This is a genomic window from Acidaminobacter sp. JC074 (assembly GCF_022496765.1).
Lineage (GTDB): Bacteria > Bacillota > Clostridia > Peptostreptococcales > Acidaminobacteraceae > JABXKX01.
The window spans coordinates 95,461-115,693 of record NZ_VANV01000010.1 but is presented as its reverse complement, the minus strand read 5'-3'; the positions used below and the strand labels follow the sequence as shown (position 1 = coordinate 115,693).

Sequence of the window (20,233 nt, the reverse complement as noted above, 5' to 3'; positions counted from 1 at the left end):
TTAAATCTAAACACAAAATGTGATAATAATTATTTCAAAACGAAATACCTCAAAAAAAACATCCCGAAGGATGTTAATCTTTAGTGACTTCTAAGTAATCATATACTTCATGATCTCTTATTGGTTTGGAGTATAAATACCCCTGAGCATAGTCAATATTCATTTTTAGCATAAGCATTTCCATATGTTTATCTTCAATACCTTCTGCTATAACCTTTAAATCAATGATATGGGCAAACTCAACAATACCTCTTAATAGCTGATAAACCGCTTGGTCTTTAGATGCTTCTACGATTAGCAATCTGTCAATTTTCAAATGAGTGACATTTATTTTGGTCAGTTGATTAAGTGATGAATAACCTGACCCAAAATCATCAATGGATAAGCCGATGCCCAACATCCTAAGTTTATCTATTCTTTGTCTAATGGTAACAGATGAATCCGATGCAACGGATTCTGTAAGTTCAATGTTTAAAAACTCACTTGGGAAGTGGTACTTTTCTAGAGTCCTTACAACTTGATCAACAAAGCCTTCCTGGTGAAGTTCCAGCAATGAAACGTTGACATTCATCTCATAAAATCTACCTGTCTCTTTATTGAGTTCTGCACCAAATCGAATGGCTTCATCTAAGACAAACTGGCCTATGGAGTTGATGAGCAAAGTTTTTTCAGCCAGTGGTATAAATACTTCTGGTGAAACAAAACCCAGTTGTGAATTTTCCCATCTACATAGTGCTTCAAAGCCATAAACCTTTTTACTCTTAAAGTCTATGAGTGGTTGATAAGACAAATACAACTCATCATTGGTTATGGCACTTAACAGTTGGTTTTCTAATATGACACGATTTAACATATCATCTCTTAGGTCTGTCGAGAAAATAAGATAATGGTTTTTAGACAGAGATTTGGCTTCATGCACAGCAATATCAGCATTCGAAAGCAGATCCTCATAGTTTTTCCCATCATAAGGGTACTGGCTGATACCTATGGTGCCTGTTATAGTAAACTCAAGTTCATTGTAATAAATAGGTTTACTAATGGTCTCTAATAATTTCAAAGCCATTTGACTGAGTTTTTCTTCTGACACATGTTTGGTCAATATGGCAAATTCATCCCCTGATATTCTTGAGGAAAAGTGATTCTTTACACAACAATCCTTGATTCTCTTACTGATAATCTGTAAGACAACATCACCATAATTATGGCCATAGGTATCGTTGATGTATTTAAAGTTGTCCAAATCCATGTACATCATGGCGAAATCTTCTTCATCTCTAATGTAACGTTTGGTCTCTTCTTCAAACCTCACCCTATTTGGCAGGCCAGTTAAATGGTCTGTATAGGCAAGCTCAGAAACCTTGTCGTACTGCTTTTGAAGTTCTTTTTCCGATTCAATCAATTCATTAGATAGTGTGATCAGTTCTTCATTTTGTTGATTCACATGTTCAGCAAGTGTGTTATAACCAGTGATCAATGTGTTGATTTCATCATTGGTATTAAGCTCTAAAGCAATCATCATATCTGATGTTTCAGAAACCTTCATGGTCTCTTCTAATCTTTTGATTGGCTTGATGATTCTACGAGTAATCAAATAAGTTAAAATGGAACTTAGGAAAAAAGCAATTAATAAAAGAACAGATACCATCCTTGTTGAAAAACTGACGCTCCTTGACACATCACTATGAGGTAAAAAGGAGATCAATCTCATATTGGACTGATTGATTCGTCTTAAATAATAAGTTCCCTTATTTGTAGCCGCAATGCCTGTAATTAAATCCATCTCTAAAAACTCAGGATCATTAATAACGTCAAGTGGTCTGTCGATTAAATCCAAGTTTGAATCGGCAATGATCCTATTGTCTTCACTTACAAGTAGACTATAACCGGTCTCTCCAATCTGAGACGCACTTAAAATATTTGGAATTTCATTTAGATTTATATCAACACCTATAACGCCATCTATATCCTGAAATTGAATGTACATGGCACTTGTTATAACCAGTTCTTTAGTCGCCATATCTACATAGGGCTGACTCCAATGTATCTGTCTAGATTCATAAGCAGCCTTGTAATAATCACGTGTTCTCGGATCAAAATCTATTGGAATTTTTGCCTCTGGCTTTAGTATAAAGGAACCATCATTATAAATTACAAATGCATTACGAATAGACCCCTTAATTTCAGTTAGTTGAAAGAGGTCTCTATCGATTTCCATATCCCCTCTAGAAACATCATAATAATGATTTTCTAAAAACTGAAGACTTTCAATGGCATCATTAAATACAACACCCAAGTTCTTTTGTAGCAGGACAGCTGTTTGAATAGAAATCTGCTCTTCATTTCTAGAAACCGCTTCTCTTATAAAGTAAGACATGGTTAATTGCATGATAATAAAGACCATGAGTAGGACACCTGTTAAGCCGAGTTGTATTTTTCTGAATAAAGTCCATTTAAATTTCATATAACACCCATTCTGTCAAGTAATATCAATAATATACTGGTACGTTTTATATCAAGTGAGCCACCACCATCAAAGTCTACCTTTAAGTTAGGACTTTCAAGGGCATTGCTGCTGCCTTCTATAAATCTAACAGGTAGATCAAGCTTTTGATCCACACTACCTTCAAATTTATTTGTATGAACCATTATATTAGGATTAGGCATGCCTGCGCCAGCTTGGTCTTTAAAGGATACTGACTTAATATATATGCCATCTTTATCTGCTAGTAGAACTGATTCAATGTTCGTTAAACTGACTGAGTGATACTGCTTTAAAATTATCTCCTTAGGCCTATTAAGCGTAAGCATATCTACACCATCTGATTCAATGTAGACCACTTTAACAGGCATCAAAAGAACCACAATTAAGACACTAATCATCCACTTCAAAATTCATCTCCTTGTAATACTTTTTAGCACCTGGATGTAAAGGTATAGCAATACCGTCTAATGCTGTATTCAAAGATTCACCTCTCAAGCTCTTATGACTGTTTCTCAAATCCTCATGGGACTGATAAAACCCCTTTAAAGACTCATATACAATCTCTTCGTCTACAGATTCATGACATACCCATAAAGCTCTAGTAGAAAGTGTGATAATATCTTTTTCTTGGCCTAGATAGGTTTTAGCAGGTATGATTTCTCTTGTATAAAATGAGAAGTCTTCAATGATGCTTTGTAAAGTTTCTTCATCAATGCCAAGGAGTCTAATATCAATCTTACTGCTGATTAGCGTCACACTAGAAGTTGGAATACCACTCGTAAGAAATACTGCGTCTATTTCACCATTTACAAGCATATCGAAGGATTCACTGAAAGTAAGATTATGACTGTGAATGTCCTTTAACTCTATATCATGTGCTTTTAAAATATTAACTGCATCAAAATAATTACCACTATCAATCTTACCAAGACTGATGTGTTCACCTCTTAAATCTTCAAAAGATTCAATTTCTGCATCCGCCCTTACAACAACTTGGATGACTTCAGAATAAAGGCTGGCAACAGCATAGATTTCTTCTACTGGTGCTTCAAAAGTGTCTATGCCTTCTCTTGCCCAATTGGCTACATTACTTTGAACAAGAGCCATTTCGATTTCACCCTCATGTATCAAGTTCGTGTTGGAAACCGATGCATTGCCTGTATAAGCATTTACAAGCACATTATCAACATTATCACTGATAAGTTCTGCTATGGTAGACCCCAGTGGATAGTAAACACCACCAACACCGCCGGTTGCAAAATCCAGCTCTATGACCTGATTAGAGCAGCCAAATAAAAAAATGAGTATAATCAATAATATCAATCGTTTCATAAAAAACCTCCGATTACTGATTTTATACCCATTTTACTTATTTTGATTCATAAATAATGAGACGATTTCATTTAAACCATCATTCATATCAATCTTCTTTTCATAGCCAAGTTTGTGGTCTGTCATTCTGTAAGACGTATCATGTCCAGGACGATCTGTTATAAACTCAATTTCTCCCTTATAGACAAATCCTTGCTTTTTAAATGCCTTGATGATGGTTTTAACCATGTCCAAATTGGTCAGTCGGCTTTTACCTGAAATATTATAGATTTCATGTGGCCTTCCCTCTTCAAGGACTTTTCTTATTGCCTTTACATGGTCTTTAACATGTAGCCAGCACCTTTCTTGTAGACCATCACCATAAAGCCCAATGGGGCGATGGTGAAAAATATTATCCAAAGTTTTTGGTATCAACTTCTCCTTGTGTTGAGAAAAACCATAATTATTAGAAGAACGCGTGATGATGCTTGGAAAATCATAAGTATTTTCATAAGCCTTAATCAAATGTTCCGCAGCTGCCTTTGATGCTGCATAAGGATTTTTAGGATTAAGAGGAGTAGTTTCATCAAAATCCTCACCTCCACTAGGACCATAAACCTCATCCGTAGAAATCTGTATAAATAAGCCCTTCTTATGCCAGTGTTTTCTACATACATCCATTAAAACTTGTACACCGAAAACATTGGTCATAATAAATTGACTGGCATCTTCTATACTTTTATCTACATGACTTTCTGCAGCGAAATTAACGACTATATCGAAGTCATATGTGTTGAATAAAATGTCTAAGCCGGCTTTATCACAGATGTCTCCTTCAACAAATGTCATATGGGACTCATCTTTTATTCTGTCTAGGTCGCTGGCATAGGTTAACTTGTCCAGTACCACAATATCATGTTCTTTCATTTCCTTAACGAAATAAGAACCTATAAATCCAGCTCCACCCGTTACTAAAATTTTACTCATTGTAGGCCTTTACTTTCTTAATAATCTTATCTATGTCTTCATCTGTCAAATGGGTATGAACCGGCAACCTTACAAGATGATCTGCCAAGTTTGTCCCCGTCATAAGGCCGTGGCTTCCATACTTTTTTCCAGCACAGGATCTATGTAGGGGTTCATAATGACTGAAGCACTCTATGTCATTTGACAACATATAATCTATAAAATCAGAACGATTTTTTACAAGCAAATAAAACAAGTGGCCATTATGATCGGTCCTTTTATAGCCATCTAAAGAAGATTGATAGCTTTTTACAATCCCTCTTCTTATCTCTGTAACCTTATCAAGATCCTTTAAACTTTCTGATAAATAGGCCATCCTGAGAATATCCATCTCGTAAGACGATCCTAGAGCCTGCCATGTATAATTGGCTACTTGACCTTTTCTAAAAGCCGTCTTATCAGTCCCTTCATGAATGATATTATCTACTTTTACTGCAAAAGTCGAATCGTTGACTACCAACATACCACCCTCATAAGCGTGGATGTTTTTTGTTTCATGAAAAGAAAAGCAAGCCATGTGGCCAAATGTACCTAAAGCTTTTTCCTTGTAATAAGAACCAAGAGCCTGAGCTGCATCCTCTATCAAATATATATTATTTTTCTTACATATATCAGATAAGTCAAACATGTCACAAGATGCACCTCCATAGTGGACAGGCACGACAGCCTTCGTTTTAGGTGTTATCAATGCCTCAACTTGGTCTAGTTTGATATTCATATCTTCATCTACATCGCAAAAAACTATTTTAGCCCCTCTTAGAGCAAAAGCATTTGCTGTAGAAACAAAGGTATATGAAGGCATGATGACTTCATCTCCTTCTTTAATATCAAGTGCCAAAGCTGCGATTTCTAGTGCTGCAGTACATGTATGAACAAGATGAAATTCATCGAAATGTGGCAAATGAGACGAGATCATTTCCTTATAAACCTCTTTTGTTTTTAAAGGGAAGCTCATGTCATACTCCCTTATCTGGTTAAATTTTATCATATCTTACCTCTTATCCATTGTACTACAAAAAAGGAAAAGCTCGTATAAATACGAGCTTATAAATCAAGAACCATCTTGTCCTGTTACTGGTGCAGCGTCATCAGTCGTAGCGGCTTCGCCACCATTAGCTTCCCACTCTAACCATGCACCATCGTAAATCTTCATGTTTGTAAAACCTGCTTCTTCTAAAAGTGCCATTGTTTGTGTCGCTCTAAAAGAAGATTTACAGTATAAAACAATTTCATCATCTTTCTCAAAGCCCTTGTCTTTATAGAATAAGTACATGTCTCTTGCAGACATAAAAGTACCATCACTATAAAGGTTGTTGCTATGAGGATACAATATTGAACCTAGGATATTACCTGCATCGTACTCAGCTGGTGAACGAACATCAATGATTTTTACATTGGTGTTTTCATCTTGAGTGATTGCTTCAAGTGCTTCAAAGTCAATGATTAATGACTCATCTGCATCCTTAGCTACATACTCAGCTGGCTCTAAAACAGTTTCACTTGTACTTGCTGTTAGTCCTAAATTACCAAGTGCTTCAAAACCGCCATTAACAACTTTTACGTCTTCATGACCATAAAGCTTCATTGTCCACCAAATTCTAAAAGCATTTACTCCACCGTTATCATCATAGATGTAAACAGTAGAATCATTCGTAATACCTTTTTTACTTAAAACTCTTTGAACTTTAGCTTTTGGAGCAACTGTAGCAGGTACTGGTTTATCCACCAATAGCTCACTAGGATCTATACAAATTGCATCTTTCAGATGAAGTGTATTGTATGCTTCTTCGCCTCTGGCATCAACAACAATTACACTGCCATCTAAATATACCTGACCTACTTCTTCTGCTTCGATTACATTCATTGCATCATCAAATGATGTATCATTACAAGCCATTAAACCAATGACCATCAGAAGTACTAAGACCAAGCTTAAGCTTCTAAATTTCATTTCTAAACCTCCATAACGTATTGTGTGAGATTGTTAAAAGGTTTATTATTCTGTTACAACTGGGTAACCTTGGTTAGACCAGCCAAGAGGTGCATTGGAACCTACACCCATACCACCCTTAAGTGATACAGCGTCATATCCTAATAATCTTAATGCTGCAACTGTTTGACCTGCAGTTTGACCTGAGTAACAGTAAACAACAACTGTTTTATCTGTTGGTAACATGTTAAATGATTCAGCCATTTCATTTGAGAATGGTAATAAAGTTGCACCTTCAATGTGACCTTCATCATAAACATCTTCTTGTCTGATTGAAAGGATATAGATAGAGTCATCTTTGTTGTCTACCATTTCCTTTAAATTAGCTTCTGATACCATGTAGTTTTGGTAAGTTGTACCTTTAACTTCTGCTAAACCAGCATAGTAAGCATCCATAGCTTCTTGGATAGTAGGATCAATATCTAATCCTAAAGCTTCGATTTCTACTGCCTCTGTAGAAGTTACATCAGCAATACCATCAACTTTAGAAATACCAAAGTTCCAACCTAAGTTAACGCTTCTAGCATTGATACCAGCCATGTTTAATGTCGCTACAGCTTGACCAGCTGTTTGACCAGAATAACAATAAATAAAAACTTCTTTATCCTGTGGAATATTTAATAAGTTATCACTCATCATTGAGTTGAAGTTGATGTTTACAGCACCTTGGATATGACCTTTTGCATAATCATCAGCAGATCTCATATCGATGATGAACATATCATCGCCATTCGCTACTTTTTCTACGAAGTCAGCTTGACCAATTTTATAAATGTGGTCTGGCATGTTCTTGAAGTAGTCCATAGCTGCTCTAGTCGTTGGAGATTCAACAACAAAACCTTTGTTTGTCCAACCTAATGGTGCGTTAGCACCAACACCCATACCACCTTTTAGTGATACAGCATCGTAGCCTAATAATCTTAAAGCTGCAACAGTTTGACCAGCTGTTTGTCCTGAGTAACAGTAAACAACAACTTTTTCATCCTTAGGAATCATGTCAAAGCCTTCTTGCATGCCTTTTCCATATGGTAATAATTCAGCTCCAGGAATGTGAGCTTTATCATAAGCGTCTTGTTGACGAATTGATAATAAGTAATAAGATGCACCTTCGTCCATCATCTTCTTGAAGTTGTCTTCAGAAACGATGTTAGCACCAAAGTCTGTACCTTTAGCAGTTGCCAAGTCAGCATAATACTTATCAACAGCTGCTTGAATTTCAGGATCAATATCGTTACCTAATGCTACTAATTCAGTTGGCTCAGTTGTAGTAATATCTGCAACACCATCAACTTTAGAAATACCAAAGTTCCAACCTAAATTAACACTTCTTGCATTAATGCCTGCAACGTTTAATGTCGCAACAGCTTGACCAGCAGTTTGACCTGAATAACAGTAAATAAATACTGGTTTATCCTGTGGGATATCTGCTAATGAATCACTCATGTTTGTGTTGAATAAAATATTAACAGCACCTTCAATGTGACCTTTTGCATAATCATCTGCAGATCTCATATCGATTACAAACATGTCTTCACCATTCTTAACCATTTCTACAAACTCAACTTGGCTGATTTTGTAAATATGATCTGGTAAATTAGCAAAGTAGTTATTAACTGCAGCTTCTAATGCACCTGCTTCAGCTTCAGTTTCAGTTTCAGTTTCTGTAGCTGTTTCAGTAGCCGTTTCTGTTTCAGTTGCAGCTGAATTATTCTCTTCATTTTCTACGACAAAACCAGCGTTGTTTTCACTGTTGTCTGAACAAGCAACAAATGAGAATACCAAGACGAATACCAGTAAAAAACTGAGAATTCTCTTATTCAATTTCATATGACCCTCCTATTAACTTTTGAGTAACCTACATCAGTTGTGAGATTGTTGTAAGTTATACATTGTTAAAAATTAAACAACGTTCTAATATTATTATAACTTATGACAAAGTGATTTAGCTATCAGATTTACTTATACTTCATATTGGTTTTCGTTAACAAGTACCTTAAAAACCGCTTAAAATGCGTTATAATAGGGATAGAACACATCATGAAAGGATATAATTCACACAATGAAAAATAATATCAAAAAGTATATTAGAAAATATGATATATATATTTTTTTAACAATCTTTTTTATCATCAACCTGGTCTTCTTAACCAAATTCCCATTTATCCATTCAGATGAATCATGGCTGAGCGGTTTTTCAAGACAAGTTATGGAAGTTGGCTTTAAAACATCTGAAACATTCTTCATTGAATATCCCAGAGCTGTTCATGGCTTAAGAAGTGTGTTTACAGGCTTACAGATAATCTTTATCAACTTATTTGGTTATTCTGTTTTTTCCGTCAGACTTTTATCACTGACAGCTTCTACAGTTTCACTCTATTTTTTACATAAGATACTAGACAAAAGAGGCATCAGAGAATTTGAAAACATACTGATGCTTGTAATTGTTGCCTGTCATATTCAATTTGTATATGTCTCTCACATAGCAAGACAGGAAAGTATCATCATGATGGTTATGGTCATCACTTACTATTTGAACATAGAAAAGGCAAAACCGATTTTAACAGGCTGCCTTATTGGCTTAGCTGTCGGCGTCCATCCAAACAGCCTACTAATTGCCCTTGGTATAGGACTTGTTTACCTCTATAAAATATATATAAGAGAAACCCGTTTTCGTGATTTAGTCAAACTCATTGTCACTACAGGTCTATTCGCGCTCATGTTTGTCATATTCAGTTTTTTACTAAATCCAAACTTTATCGCAGATTATATGGCCTTTGGCGAAAGTCTTGGTGTCGTAAACTTTGAATATTCAAGATTAAGTGGCTTCTATCTCTACTATGTCAAATTATTTAAGGAAATAGGTGGTACCTATCAGCTTTATAATATTAAGCCTGATATCATCTTAATGGTCATAAGTCTCCTGCCAGGAATTTATGCCGTCCTTAAAAAGAAAGACTTTGCCTCATCATTTTTAATGGTTCTTGCCATCAACATTGGTCTTATGATTATAGGCAGGTACAATCAAACGGCTGTTATATTTGTCCTCTTGTTCAACGGACTCTTTTATTTACAGCTGATTCATTCATTTAAGTACAAATACGTTCTTCTAGCATTTGTCTTAATTCTAACTGTGAACAACTCATGGTCAGACATTAAGATAAAAAATGATGATTATGGGCTTTTGAAAGATCATCTTCAACTTGAAGGTAAAGTCCTTGGCAATCTGAACCTTGACTATCATTTAGACAATGGTCAGCTCATCGATTATAGGAACTTATGGTATATTGAAGACTTTGAAGCTTATATAGAAAAGCATGATATAGATTACATCATCCTTCCAGAAGAAATGTCCTATATAAAAAAGACATCCCCAAAGTGGGATATCTTATACGGACCACTGCCTTACTACGATAGCATGGTCAAATATCTTGAAACATGTAAACTCGTGGACTCCTTTGAATCCAAGACCTATGGTATGAGGATCGCAAGATACGTCAATACTTATCCATGGAAGATAGACATATACAAAGTGCCTAGTCAAAACTAGGCACTAAATCCATCTTTCGATGGTTCTTTTTTCTACTTGCTCAAATACTACTTTTTCCACAATTAAGCTGATAAGGATAACTGCCACAATACCAGCGAATACACCTGCCATATTACCAAAAATACGGTACATAAAGATGTACCAACCTATACCAGTAGACTCTCCAATAACAGAAAAGATCATTTCAGCACTGATAAAGCCTCTCCAGCCTCTCGACCAGCCAATCTTTAAACCTGACAGTATGCCTGGCATCATACCTGGAACATAAACCTTTGTCACCTTCTTTAGCCTACCTACTCTAAAGACTTTTAAAAGAAAAGCATAATCACTGTGAATCTGTTTGTATGAAGACTTGATATTGATGTATAAAGGCCATAGAACAGCATGGGTCACAATGATTAATATGGCATCTGGTCCTGGGCCAATCCACATAAATATCAAAGGCAAAAGTGCAACACCTGGTATGGGATGACAAACTGTAACGAGCATTTGAATGCAATCATCAACTTTTTCATGCCTGCCCATAAAAATCATCAGTCCACTTACCATCAATGATATGATTATCGCCTTAAAGATGACTAAGATAGAGTTGTACACAGCCAGTCCTATGGCAGGTAAATCTGTTAGAAAAGTCTTGAGAATTTCTATACTAGACGGCAGTTTACCACTGTAAGCCAATACTTCCCACAAAACAATGATCATAAATACAAAGAGCACCTTATGCTTTTTTACCATATCAGTTCTTCTTCTGTATATTCATTTTTTATGTAGTCATTTCTGTACATAAAATCAACAAATGTTTCTATACCTTTTATATCCTTCTCATAAACAATACCGAAATCATAAATATATGATCTGAGTACTTCCCTGTCTAGATTATAAAGCGGCGTCAATGTATCTAAGGTTTCCTCTGGATTTTCTTTAATGAAATCAATGGATTTATTAATTGCATTTGATAAAGCCTGATAGGCCATGTCATCTTCTTTTAGACTTTTATTTGTAACGCCTACGATAAAGGTAAACTGACCACCAAAACAAGCTTCACCTGAAATGATTTCATGCATGCCTGCTTCTGCTTCTTGGAAGACATATGGCGGAGAAGTAAAGTGATAATCTACTTCATTACCGTTTATAAGCACCTGCATACCGTCAGGATGTTTCATGGTCACCAGTTGATTATCAAACACAGTTGCATCAGCAAAGCTTCTTTCTGCTGCCATTGATAATAGTATGTGTTGTATTGAACCTGGTTGCGGTAAAGCGATTCGACCATCTTTAATGGTTTCCAAAGTACCTTCTTCACGTCCCATTAAAGAAAGTGGCGCTCTTGATAAACCTGTAAAAAGTCCCCACTCCATACCGGCGTCCGTACCGATGATATAAGGTGGAATACCTAAAAATGCTGCATCTAGAGCATCGGCTGTCATGGCTTCACGTATAGCCATGGTATTGCCTAACTTAGCCCACTGAATCTCATAGTCGGGTAATGCTTCTTCTAGATAACCTTTTGCCATCATAATTTGTACCGGTGCATAAGCAAGGCCATACTGCTCTGCTATTACAATTTTCTTTTCCTCTTTGTTACATGCAACTAAGGAAACCAACATGACTAATATAATTAGAATTTTTTTCATCGATAAAATCTCTTTCCTCTAATAACTAAATTTCTTTCTTCATCCAATATTTCTAATAGGTCATAGGCCTTGGATATGTTTTCAGTAAGCCTTTCTTCATCAGGACCAGTTATAACCATATAACCAGCTCTTTGTGAAGCATTTTGTGTTGTAGAAATCACATCACCAATCTTATAATTGACACCTATGTCCATTATATAATCCTCTTGTTTTAATGCGTCTATTTTAATGTCACTGATCTTTCCTGGTTTACAAAAGAACAACTGTGTTGAAAAGACTTGATTGTTTCTTTCTACTTTTACAGGATGCCTGATACCTAAAACTTGGTCGATCTGATGTTTTAGAATGTCAAAGCCAGTTACAAAGGGAATGGTCATATCTTCATAAGCACCACCAATTCTACAAGCAATTTCATTGGCCATAATGCCCTCTTGTCCAATTAAAAACTGAAAATAAATAGGGCCATTTTCAATTTCAAAAGCTTTGCAGATTTTTCTAGTCAAGCTTTCTAAGTCATCAAGATAAGCCTGATGAATGGTCGGGTATTCATGAGATAAACAAACACCAATATGTTCATCTGATGAAAAAGTCACTCTGTCTGTAATGGTTAAAACATATACCATTCCATCACGTACCCAGCCAGATACTGTAACTTCTTGGTTCTCATAGAACTTTTCCAAAAGGATTTCATCTTGTCTTGAATATGAAAGAGTCTGACCTATTAAGTCTCTGACTTCTTTTTTTGATCTAACTTTATAGATACCTCTTTGCCCCTGTGAATCTAATGGTTTCATCACATAAGGTGGATCAAAGGGGATATCGATAAAGTCCTTCTTTAAAAATACTTGTTCTACTGTAGGAATATCATGTTTGATAAAAATTTCTTTCATCAACTTCTTATTGGTCACCCACAGGGCTTGTTCTGATGATAAGGAGCTCTTTAGTCCAAGTGCTTCTGATACCAAGGCTGCTGTTAAGACTGGCTGATCCGTCCCTGTTGTCATAATTGCATCAATGTCATATTTTTTAGCACCTTCAAGTGTTTCTTCATAAGAAAAGGTATCTGCCATTACAGCATAATCCGATAGCTTCTTACCAGGTGAAGATTCAAGATAATCGCTGGCAACAACTTGATGCCCCATCTCTTTAATCCTACGTATGGCGTTCAACTGCAGGCTGCCTGCGCCTAACATCATTATTCTTTTCATATTCTGTCCTCTTAGGTTTCATAAAGTCTGGGAAATAACCGTAATAGAAGTTTAATCGCAAAAATAACCATACAAGCTTTTTAAAGTTATAACCAGATTGACCATATAATCTTTTGTTTTTTACTATATGGACCTGACCAATTTTTTTAGTATGTTTGAGCATAATGCCACTTAAATAGATGTATTTATAAGGACACTCCAAAGCTTTTTTATTGAGTGCTTGAGTAAATATCCTAAATGAACTGACTCTTTTTTTTCCAAGGTGTTTGTATCTTGTCTTAAAGAAGTAAGCGGTTAGTTTAGAGCCCACTTGCCTGTAATTCACCATTTCTTCTTGACTGATGCCATATACTAGGTCATATCCCTTTTCAATTTCCTCTAATAACCTTGAGATGTCTTTTGGATTATGTTGCAAGTCATCGTCCATGGTAAGAATATAATCACCTTTTGCAATTTTCATGCCTTCAAAGATCGCCCCTTGTTGACCATGATTAAATGGCAGTTCAAGCACCCGTACAGGTCCTGTTAAGCCATCTAGTACTTTCTGGCTTGAGTCACTTGAACAATCATTGACAAAAATAATTTCATAGGAAATATTGAGGGCTTGATCTATGGTTTTATTCAGTTTTTCCAGTGAAGCAGCACTGTTATATACAGGTATAATGATAGAAAGCATCATATCTCCTCCATAGACAAACATATAGTCTTAAGTTACAATGGGTACAAAGGCGGTGAACAATGGAAAAAATTAATTGCTTCGGCGAAATATGTCCAGTACCTTTAGTGAGACTCCAGCAACAACTTAAGAAAATGGAATCCGGCCAGTCAATTATGTTGGTGGTTGATCATTCATGTGTTGTGGAATCCATTGATGATTATTATTCAGATTCTGCAAATAGCATCACCATTGATGAGGTCATCAATGGCGTTTGGGAAATAACAGTTGTTAAAGCTTAACAAAACTCACTCGTACCACTCTTAACAAAATATTCAATAATAGGTTGTAAAGACTCTGCATGTGCGGCGTCTTTTTTTGATGATAAATACATATCATAATCCAATGAGAAATCTGTAAGTTCTACCAACTTAAACTCATTTTCATAAACTTCTTTTTTAATAGACATATAGGGTAAAAAGCTTAATCCCAGGTTATTACTTAATGAAGATTTAGCTGCTCCAATAGAATCGACTTCAAACATGACATTTAAGTCATCAAAACTTAAATCGATATCCTTCATTTTCTTTCTTAAAAATTTGTTAATTGGATACGAATCATCTAATGTAATAAACTCATATTTCATCAACTCCTTGATTGAAATCTTATCAGGAATGTTATTTTTTGAACAAGCCGCCAACACTATTTTTTCTTTACCAATGTAAGAGTAGTTTAAACGATCATCATTTGGTTCTTCACTTACAAATGCAATGTCTGTCAGTTCGTTATTAAGGTCATTGAAAGACTCCTCACTGGATTTGGAATGAACTTCAAATTTATAATTCGGAAACTTTTTCTTAATCTTATATAGAATACATGGTAAAGAATAATTGATAAAAGATGGATAGCCATTAATTCTTACACTGTCAAGCTTATGCATCCTCATTAAAAGTTCATCTTCCATTTTCTCGTAAATTCTAAGCATGGTGCCTGAATACTTATAAACAATCTTTCCCATATCCGTCGGATAAACCCCTTTATTGGATCTATTTAATAGCTTATATCCCAGTTCACTTTCTAACTTTTGTATGATTTGACTAAGGGCAGATTGTGATATATGGCTGTTTTGAGCTACCTTAGATATACTTTGTGCTTCAACTATTTCTTTAAAGTACTTCAACGTGCCTATGTTCATCTATTACCTCCAATTTATTAGGAAATTCTCCTCTATTACTATCATTATAAGACGAGTTTTTCTTTTTTGCTATAAGTTTTTCTAATATTGGTTTTCAAATATAGTTAATTATTTATCAAATATTGGTGGTATATTATAGGTGTGAGATTGTTAAGTTAGTGTCAAATTCTATCATGTAAGGAGTGATTTAATGGCAGAACAGAGTTCATTAGCCTCAAGAAGATCGTCTTCTAGAGCTAAAAGAAAGCCAAAGAAAAATCAAATTCCTGTCGGAGTATTAATGGTTGCAATCATTATTGCAATCGGTATTTACTTAGGTGCTCAAAGCGGTAAGCTTTTACTATTTTGGGTAACGGGTATTGCCTTTGGTGTTATACTCCAGAAAGGAAGATTTTGTTTCACCGCTTCTATGAGAGATCCTTATCTAACAGGAAGTACATCAATTACAAGAGCAGTACTTATAGCATTTGCAATTGCAACCTTAGGATTTGCAGCCATCAAATATGGCTACCAATCAATGGGTTTACCAATGCCTGGTATGAGTTATGTCGCTCCAGTTAGTTTAGGAACTATCTTTGGTGCATTCATCTTCGGTATCGGTATGGTAATCGCAGGTGGCTGTGCATCAGGTACTCTTATGAGAGTCGGCGAAGGTTTTCACATGCAGCTTCTTTCATTGTTATTTTTCATAATCGGCTCATTATGGGGCGCTCATGATTTCGGATGGTGGAAGTTAAATGTTATTTCAAAAGGTAAGCCAATATTCTTACCAGATGTATTCGGTTGGGCTGGTGCAATATTCATCCAATTACTAATCATTGGATTATTGTATGTAGCAGCTGAAAAATATGAAGAGAAAAGAAAAGCAAATTAAAGGAGAAAGAATATGAACGAAGTAGTAATTGATTGTTTAGGCGAAGCGTGTCCAGTACCTCTAGTAAAGGCTCAAAATAAATTAAAAGAAATGTCAGTTGGCGATATCTTAATCGTACAAATCGACCATTCATGTGCAATGAAGAACGTTCCAGAGTGGGCAAGAAATGACGGCCATAACGTGGAAGTTGAAGAAGTAGATGACGGCGAGTGGGAAGTAATCATCGAAAAATCAAAATAATCCTCAAATAAGGAGGTCAAACTTTGGAAAATAAAGTTGAAAATAAAGTAAAGTTTTTTGATCGTGTCAAGAAAAATGAGTACTACAAGAAATGGATCAAAAGCCCTCTTACTTACGTGGCAGCAGCAGTACTTTTAGCCATATTTCAAATTATAACACTGGCTGCTACTGGTAACCCATGGGGTGTTTCTGGTGTATTCGCTTATTGGGGCGCATGGTTAGTTGAACTTTTCGGTGGTTCAGTAGACAAATGGTACTACTTTGCATCACCGGGTGCACAATCTACTTTGGACGCAGGTTTCCTAGCGCATGCAGGAACATGGCGTAACCTTGGTATTATCTTTGGTGCACTTGCAGCTACCCTATTAGCTTCAGGTTTCAAGATTAAAAAGATCAAATCAAAAAAGCAAATTGTCGCAGCAATTTTAGGTGGTTTAGCTATGGGCTATGGTGCTAGAATTGCAGCAGGTTGTAATATAGGTGCACTATTTTCTGGTATTGCTTCATTATCTGTTTCAGGATGGGTGTTTGCAGTTGCCATGTTTGCAGGTGCAGTAGTCGGTAGTAAATTACTGGTTAAGTTCTTTATGTAAGGAGTAAGTATGGCTAGAGAGAAAAAAGTCGAGCATTATGACGTGGTTGTCATCGGTGGTGGTCCAGGTGGATTATCAGCTGCAATCTATGCCGGACGTGCTAGATTGAAAACAATTTTAATAGAAAAAGGTTTAGTAGGTGGATTGGCTACATATACAAATGAAATAGCAAACTACCCTGGTTTCCCAGATGAGCCTAAGGGTGAAACAATCACCAACTTAATGAAAAAACAAGCTGAAAACATGGGCGTTAAATTCAAACTAACAGCTGTTAAATCAGTTGACTTAATGGGCGAAGAAAAAGTTATTGAGACATTTAGAAATAAATACATCGCAAAAACTGTTATCATCGCTACAGGCGGTCGTCCTAGAATTACAGGTGCATTAAACGAAGACAAGTACTTGTTCGACAAAGGTATTTCTTTCTGTGCTACTTGCGATGCAGCAGCTAACACGGATAAGCATGTAGTTGTTATCGGTTCAGGTGATGCTGCAATTGAAGAAGGTATGTTCCTTACTAAGTTTGCAAGCAAGGTTACAGTATCTGTTATGCATGACGAAGGTATCATGGATTGTAATGAGATTGCCAAAGCTGCAGCTTTAGCTAATCCAAAAATGGAATTCGTTTGGAATACTGTTGTACATAGTTTCGAAGGTGAAAATCACCTTGATACAGTTGTACTTAAGAACGTTAAGACAGACGAGCTTATTCCAATTTCATGTGATAACTGTTTTGAGTTTATTGGTTACTTACCAAATACAGAGCTATTTGAAGGTCAAGTTGAGTTGACGAACAGAAAATACGTGCCTGTAGATGAGAAAAAAGAAACCAATATCCCTGGTGTATTTGCAGTTGGTGATGTTACTGACAAATGGTTACGTCAAATTGCGACTGCAGTTGGTGATGGCGCTATTGCTGGTACTGCTGCTGAAAAATACATCGCAGAAGAAGAAATCTTCAACGATAAGATCATGCAAAAAGAACATCCTGGTTTAATTTATTTATACAATGCTGTAGATAATGACTCTAGAGAATTCTTAGCAAGTATTGAAAATATTGAAAACCAATTTGAAAACTTAGTTGTTAATAGAGTGGATGTTTACAAATCAACAGGTATTGCTGAAAAGCTAAATGTTGAAACATTCCCATCAGTTGTTATTACAAAAGATGGTGATGTATTTAAGACAATCACTGAAATGTGTGCAGATACAATTTCTGATACAATTTCAAACTTATAATATTAAAGACACTGTTTGCACAGTGTCTTTTTTTTTGACTTGTATATTTGATTTTTCCAATTTACAAGATTCCTATTGCCTTGGACTTAAGTTAAATCTTTCAATATGTCGATGAGATGCCTATCAGTAGATCTCGCTTAGATCTAGTGATAGGTGTAGGTTAACCTATATTACAATTATTGATAAGCCGAATGGTATACCTAGTTGGTTGAATATTTCCAATGCTTCTGATGAAATCTCAACACCTGCATGGTCACAATCTGATGTATATGAGCAAAACACATCCAACTTATACTTTACCTTTAGTCCAATCAAGTAAGACTTATGTTCAACTAACAAATCCCACAACTCAATAAGTTGTTGATTAATATGTTTATCTTCTCCATGCTGAATCTTATAAATCCAAACATCATTTCGCCTATTACTTGAATTTATCAAATTAAGTTTTGCTGAAATTTCATCAGACTCTAAATCGTTACCCGAAATTCTAAGGGAAACTGAATACCTAAAATAAGGGATTGGATTCATATAGTCACCTTCCTTTAAATACTTTTTCTGTCAACTAAATATCACTTAATCATATATCTTAGAACAGTTATGATAATCCTTGTAATTTTCATAATATACAACTCATATTTTTACATTACATAAATGTTCAAACTCACACATATCAGAAGCCTCTTAATATGTTATTTCATTTTGACTATCATTGATATCCAGTGTCCAAATATATGGATATCCTTTTTTTAAACAATGTTTCAAATACTTGCCTTACATCATTATTTGGAAAATCAATCTTATCTAAATAATTTTCAATAGATTTTAACAAGTATAAATGGGTGTGAAAATATTACTATGAATACTTATTTCAATTCCAGAATCATCTGTTACTTCAATTATTCCATCTTTAATTGATAAGGTCGCTTTGTCGCTTTCAGTAACAATACTATAACAGCCATTTAGATTATAATATATTGATTGTTTCAGTCGTTCATTTAATAAGTCTAAGATACCAACCAATGCCTTCTTTAAATCAAGTAACTTATACATTTCTCCCCAGGTACCCTCAAATATTTCACTATTGCAACTGAATGTTACCCCCTTTTTATATACATAACGTGCGAAAGTATTATTCAGTGGTGATCTTATACCAATTTCAGTCATATCACTAGTCATTATTCCATTTTAAAGTTCTGAACAGAAACTCTCTGATGCTGTATCATTTAATACTGCAACTTCTTTTATCACTATCATATTTTTTTCTGTTTTCAGCCAAGCATAACCACAAAGATCATCTTCATCATATATACCATACGGATCCTTTTTCGATTGTTTTTTCTTCTATCATAGATCTAAGGTACTCAACACTTCTTAATTCCGAACCAAAGTTTTACTACTTGCTTGCGTAAACATAGTAATCATCTTTGATAAAAGATCATCATTAAATACATCGATTAATTTAGATGAGTATTCACTTTTACAATTCTTAAGTTTTTCCTTGTTAAGGTTAACATAATTATAGAAATAAGCTGGAACAGAATACTCAAATCCAAATTGTTGATAAAAATTTGGAATCCCAATAAGTCGGCACAAAAAAATATTGTCTTTCTTCATTGCTTCAAATGAATATTCCATAAGTTCTCTGCAATATCCTTTACTTCTAAAATTGGGATGAGTACCTACAATATCATATTCACCAACTTGGAACAGAGTCTCTCCTACCTTATGGTTTTTCTTCGTGAGAATTAACGAACTTACAATTTGATCATTTTCTTCTATATAAAAACAATCCTCTTCAACTTTAGAAAACGGATTACAAAACATTAGTTTCTCAAGTTCATCTTCAAGATGTTCATTATCAACAACGAGTTTATTGAATGCCAGATATCGCCCTTTATCCTTATGCTTTAAATGCTTTACTCTCATAATACTATTCCACCTCAATATAATTGGGATAACTAAAATCTGTATCTGTTCGATATGTTTCTAATTCATCATAGTTGGTAACATTTCAAGTCGTGAAACATATCCCTCATTACAATATTACTCTATAATTTACTTGCCTGAACATTAAAATAATTACACATCCCCGTAAATCAGAACGTCCCCTCATATACTAATATATTTCATAGCACTTCGTTATTGAAATTTTCCATCTGTCTAGTAAAGTTGTAGTAGCTAACTTGAATACTTTTTTGTTTCTATCACTTATGACGTGGGTAAATATATTTGGAAGAAA

Annotated in this window: 21 protein-coding genes; 6 read left to right on the top strand and 15 right to left on the bottom strand. The window is 35.2% G+C overall.

Annotation, left to right across the window (positions count from 1 at the left end):
- Positions 1-73 precede the first annotated feature (73 nt).
- From EZV73_RS12830 to EZV73_RS12800, 7 genes are all read right to left on the bottom strand, one after another.
- Positions 74-2,461 (bottom strand): EAL domain-containing protein, encoded by a 2,388-nt coding sequence (locus EZV73_RS12830; RefSeq protein ID WP_240840729.1) that lies wholly within the window; start codon positions 2,459-2,461, stop codon positions 74-76.
- Entirely contained in the window at positions 2,458-2,889 is a 432-nt protein-coding gene (locus tag EZV73_RS12825; protein ID WP_240840728.1) for a hypothetical protein, read from the bottom strand. Before EZV73_RS12825 ends, EZV73_RS12830 begins: the two co-directional genes overlap by 4 nt.
- Positions 2,873-3,835 carry a TAXI family TRAP transporter solute-binding subunit gene (locus EZV73_RS12820; RefSeq protein ID WP_330637084.1) on the bottom strand — a complete coding sequence of 321 codons (963 nt, stop codon included), beginning with the start codon at positions 3,833-3,835 and terminating at the stop codon, positions 2,873-2,875. The genes EZV73_RS12825 and EZV73_RS12820 overlap by 17 nt, the downstream gene beginning before the upstream one ends.
- Before the next feature lie 12 nt (positions 3,836-3,847).
- Positions 3,848-4,780 carry a dTDP-glucose 4,6-dehydratase gene (locus EZV73_RS12815; RefSeq protein WP_240840726.1) on the bottom strand — a complete coding sequence of 311 codons (933 nt, stop codon included), beginning with the start codon at positions 4,778-4,780 and terminating at the stop codon, positions 3,848-3,850.
- Positions 4,773-5,807, bottom strand: coding sequence for an aminotransferase class V-fold PLP-dependent enzyme (locus tag EZV73_RS12810; RefSeq protein ID WP_240840725.1), 1,035 nt, complete (start codon positions 5,805-5,807; stop codon positions 4,773-4,775). Before EZV73_RS12810 ends, EZV73_RS12815 begins: the two co-directional genes overlap by 8 nt.
- A gap of 63 nt (positions 5,808-5,870) precedes the next feature.
- Positions 5,871-6,770 (bottom strand): sulfurtransferase, encoded by a 900-nt coding sequence (locus EZV73_RS12805; protein WP_240840724.1) that lies wholly within the window; start codon positions 6,768-6,770, stop codon positions 5,871-5,873.
- 45 nt (positions 6,771-6,815) lie between these two features.
- Positions 6,816-8,636, bottom strand: coding sequence for a rhodanese-like domain-containing protein (locus tag EZV73_RS12800; RefSeq protein WP_240840723.1), 1,821 nt, complete (start codon positions 8,634-8,636; stop codon positions 6,816-6,818).
- A gap of 232 nt (positions 8,637-8,868) precedes the next feature.
- On the opposite strand from EZV73_RS12800, the gene EZV73_RS12795 reads away from it, so the two are divergent.
- Positions 8,869-10,356, top strand: a complete 1,488-nt coding sequence (locus EZV73_RS12795; RefSeq protein ID WP_240840722.1) for a glycosyltransferase family 39 protein — start codon at positions 8,869-8,871, stop codon at positions 10,354-10,356.
- Between the two features lie 3 nt (positions 10,357-10,359).
- On the opposite strand, the gene EZV73_RS12790 is transcribed toward EZV73_RS12795, so the two are convergent.
- Genes EZV73_RS12790 through EZV73_RS12775 form a run of 4 tightly spaced genes read right to left on the bottom strand, consistent with a single transcriptional unit; the run spans position 10,360 to position 13,877 of the window.
- Complete coding sequence (locus tag EZV73_RS12790) at positions 10,360-11,091, bottom strand: ABC transporter permease (RefSeq protein WP_240840721.1); 732 nt, start codon at positions 11,089-11,091, stop codon at positions 10,360-10,362.
- Entirely contained in the window at positions 11,085-11,990 is a 906-nt protein-coding gene (locus tag EZV73_RS12785; protein ID WP_240840720.1) for an ABC transporter substrate-binding protein, read from the bottom strand. Before EZV73_RS12785 ends, EZV73_RS12790 begins: the two co-directional genes overlap by 7 nt.
- The gene (locus EZV73_RS12780; RefSeq protein ID WP_240840719.1) at positions 11,987-13,198 is read right to left on the bottom strand and encodes an ATP-grasp domain-containing protein; all 1,212 of its coding nucleotides are present in this window, start codon (positions 13,196-13,198) and stop codon (positions 11,987-11,989) included. Before EZV73_RS12780 ends, EZV73_RS12785 begins: the two co-directional genes overlap by 4 nt.
- A complete protein-coding gene (locus EZV73_RS12775) occupies positions 13,143-13,877 on the bottom strand; it encodes a glycosyltransferase family 2 protein (RefSeq protein ID WP_240840718.1) in 735 nt (244 codons plus the stop codon). The genes EZV73_RS12780 and EZV73_RS12775 overlap by 56 nt, the downstream gene beginning before the upstream one ends.
- Before the next feature lie 59 nt (positions 13,878-13,936).
- Here EZV73_RS12775 and EZV73_RS12770 point away from each other — a divergent pair, with 59 nt between their 5' ends.
- Positions 13,937-14,155, top strand: a complete 219-nt coding sequence (locus EZV73_RS12770; protein WP_240840717.1) for a sulfurtransferase TusA family protein — start codon at positions 13,937-13,939, stop codon at positions 14,153-14,155.
- Here EZV73_RS12770 and EZV73_RS12765 read toward each other — a convergent pair.
- Entirely contained in the window at positions 14,152-15,048 is an 897-nt protein-coding gene (locus tag EZV73_RS12765; RefSeq protein ID WP_240840716.1) for a LysR family transcriptional regulator, read from the bottom strand. The genes EZV73_RS12770 and EZV73_RS12765 overlap by 4 nt on opposite strands.
- Positions 15,049-15,238: 190 nt before the next feature.
- On the opposite strand from EZV73_RS12765, the gene EZV73_RS12760 reads away from it, so the two are divergent.
- The 4 genes from EZV73_RS12760 to EZV73_RS12745 are packed head-to-tail and all read left to right on the top strand — an operon-like array spanning position 15,239 to position 17,994.
- A complete protein-coding gene (locus EZV73_RS12760) occupies positions 15,239-15,922 on the top strand; it encodes a YeeE/YedE thiosulfate transporter family protein (protein ID WP_240840715.1) in 684 nt (227 codons plus the stop codon).
- A gap of 12 nt (positions 15,923-15,934) precedes the next feature.
- Positions 15,935-16,162: a sulfurtransferase TusA family protein gene (locus EZV73_RS12755; RefSeq protein ID WP_240840714.1), complete on the top strand. Its 228-nt coding sequence runs from the start codon at positions 15,935-15,937 to the stop codon at positions 16,160-16,162.
- 23 nt (positions 16,163-16,185) lie between these two features.
- Positions 16,186-16,755 (top strand): YeeE/YedE thiosulfate transporter family protein, encoded by a 570-nt coding sequence (locus EZV73_RS12750; RefSeq protein ID WP_240840713.1) that lies wholly within the window; start codon positions 16,186-16,188, stop codon positions 16,753-16,755.
- Positions 16,756-16,764: 9 nt separating this feature from the next.
- Positions 16,765-17,994: an FAD-dependent oxidoreductase gene (locus EZV73_RS12745; protein ID WP_240840712.1), complete on the top strand. Its 1,230-nt coding sequence runs from the start codon at positions 16,765-16,767 to the stop codon at positions 17,992-17,994.
- Positions 17,995-18,159: 165 nt separating this feature from the next.
- Here the strand turns inward: EZV73_RS12745 and EZV73_RS12740 are convergent, their stop codons facing one another.
- The 3 genes from EZV73_RS12740 to EZV73_RS12730 all read right to left on the bottom strand — a co-directional run bounded on the left by EZV73_RS12740 (position 18,160) and on the right by EZV73_RS12730 (position 19,920).
- Positions 18,160-18,522 (bottom strand): DUF4279 domain-containing protein, encoded by a 363-nt coding sequence (locus EZV73_RS12740; protein ID WP_240840711.1) that lies wholly within the window; start codon positions 18,520-18,522, stop codon positions 18,160-18,162.
- A 294-nt stretch (positions 18,523-18,816) separates the two neighbouring features.
- Entirely contained in the window at positions 18,817-19,158 is a 342-nt protein-coding gene (locus tag EZV73_RS12735; protein ID WP_240840710.1) for a hypothetical protein, read from the bottom strand.
- 207 nt (positions 19,159-19,365) lie between these two features.
- On the bottom strand, positions 19,366-19,920 hold the full coding sequence (locus EZV73_RS12730; RefSeq protein ID WP_240840709.1) for a GNAT family N-acetyltransferase: 555 nt from the start codon (positions 19,918-19,920) through the stop codon (positions 19,366-19,368).
- Positions 19,921-20,233: the final 313 nt, after the last annotated feature.

Bases quoted from the DNA above. Each gene is read 5' to 3' on its own strand.
- EZV73_RS12830 (WP_240840729.1), bottom strand. From the start codon at position 2,461: ATGAAATTTAAATGGACTTTATTCAGAAAAATACAACTCGGCTTAACA.
- EZV73_RS12815 (WP_240840726.1), bottom strand. From the start codon at position 4,780: ATGAGTAAAATTTTAGTAACGGGTGGAGCTGGATTTATAGGTTCTTAT.
- EZV73_RS12810 (WP_240840725.1), bottom strand. From the start codon at position 5,807: ATGATAAAATTTAACCAGATAAGGGAGTATGACATGAGCTTCCCTTTA.
- EZV73_RS12805 (WP_240840724.1), bottom strand. From the start codon at position 6,770: ATGAAATTTAGAAGCTTAAGCTTGGTCTTAGTACTTCTGATGGTCATT.
- EZV73_RS12800 (WP_240840723.1), bottom strand. From the start codon at position 8,636: ATGAAATTGAATAAGAGAATTCTCAGTTTTTTACTGGTATTCGTCTTG.
- EZV73_RS12795 (WP_240840722.1), top strand. From the start codon at position 8,869: ATGAAAAATAATATCAAAAAGTATATTAGAAAATATGATATATATATT.
- EZV73_RS12790 (WP_240840721.1), bottom strand. From the start codon at position 11,091: ATGGTAAAAAAGCATAAGGTGCTCTTTGTATTTATGATCATTGTTTTG.
- EZV73_RS12785 (WP_240840720.1), bottom strand. From the start codon at position 11,990: ATGAAAAAAATTCTAATTATATTAGTCATGTTGGTTTCCTTAGTTGCA.
- EZV73_RS12780 (WP_240840719.1), bottom strand. From the start codon at position 13,198: ATGAAAAGAATAATGATGTTAGGCGCAGGCAGCCTGCAGTTGAACGCC.
- EZV73_RS12775 (WP_240840718.1), bottom strand. From the start codon at position 13,877: ATGATGCTTTCTATCATTATACCTGTATATAACAGTGCTGCTTCACTG.
- EZV73_RS12770 (WP_240840717.1), top strand. From the start codon at position 13,937: ATGGAAAAAATTAATTGCTTCGGCGAAATATGTCCAGTACCTTTAGTG.
- EZV73_RS12765 (WP_240840716.1), bottom strand. From the start codon at position 15,048: ATGAACATAGGCACGTTGAAGTACTTTAAAGAAATAGTTGAAGCACAA.
- EZV73_RS12760 (WP_240840715.1), top strand. From the start codon at position 15,239: ATGGCAGAACAGAGTTCATTAGCCTCAAGAAGATCGTCTTCTAGAGCT.
- EZV73_RS12755 (WP_240840714.1), top strand. From the start codon at position 15,935: ATGAACGAAGTAGTAATTGATTGTTTAGGCGAAGCGTGTCCAGTACCT.
- EZV73_RS12745 (WP_240840712.1), top strand. From the start codon at position 16,765: ATGGCTAGAGAGAAAAAAGTCGAGCATTATGACGTGGTTGTCATCGGT.
- EZV73_RS12740 (WP_240840711.1), bottom strand. From the start codon at position 18,522: ATGAATCCAATCCCTTATTTTAGGTATTCAGTTTCCCTTAGAATTTCG.
- EZV73_RS12735 (WP_240840710.1), bottom strand. From the start codon at position 19,158: ATGACTGAAATTGGTATAAGATCACCACTGAATAATACTTTCGCACGT.
- EZV73_RS12730 (WP_240840709.1), bottom strand. From the start codon at position 19,920: ATGAGAGTAAAGCATTTAAAGCATAAGGATAAAGGGCGATATCTGGCA.